Source organism: Blautia sp. CAG:257, assembly GCF_000433815.1.
In the GTDB taxonomy this organism is placed as follows: domain Bacteria; phylum Bacillota; class Clostridia; order Lachnospirales; family Lachnospiraceae; genus Blautia_A; species Blautia_A caecimuris.
The window spans coordinates 1-742 of the sequence record NZ_HF999121.1; the positions used below are offsets into that span (position 1 = coordinate 1).

Consider the following 742-nt stretch of genomic DNA (forward strand, 5'->3'; position numbering starts at 1 on the left):
CCTGTTCTTTTTTCTCGGTCCTGATATGATGGAGTTCTCTTCCATCATGGCAGATATAATAAAGTTCATCCTCAAATATCTGCATTTTCATGTTGTAATACTTTCCGATCTCTTCCGTGTATGCACGTGTTTTCCGTTTTTCATGATCCTGAAGCTTGATATAACTGGAAATGTTGTGTTTCTTTAAGTACAGAAGATTTTTTTCACTACAATAACCACTGTCGGCAGTTACTTCCTCCAAAAGTTCTCCAAACGCATTTTTGTGCTTTTCCAATACAGGGATCAATGTATTATAATCTGTCCGGTCATTACTTACATAAGCTTGGACAATGAAATAATTCTCTACTGCGATCTGAACATTATATGCGGCCTTTAACTGTCCGTTTTTCATATGGTCATCTTTCATCCGCATAAAGGTAGCCTCTAAATCTGTTTTGGAATAACTGTTTCTGTCTCTTCCCATAATCTCAAAGCATTCTTTGTATCCCATTAGGCGTTCACCGCAGGTTTCCAGTTCTTCGTAAAGCTGCTGGATCTCCGGTTTTCTCTTTCCCTTTCTGTAAACAAACGTGATATGTTCTTGTTCTGCAATCTGGAGCAGGTTTTTCTGAAGCTTCAGAATCTCCAATGGAGAACAGTTGTCAATTTCGATGATTGTATTATTTGACAGCTTTTTATGTTTTGTCAGTTTTCGTTTCCGGTTCTTTTCAATGACATCCCTTACTTTCTCCATTCCTTCGAT

Annotated in this window: 1 protein-coding gene; it reads right to left on the reverse strand. The window is 37.9% G+C overall.

Features of this window, described 5'->3' with window-relative positions; genetic code table 11:
* A partial coding sequence (locus tag QVP40_RS13240; protein WP_288200590.1) for a transposase occupies positions 1-742 on the reverse strand: 742 nt, incomplete at both ends.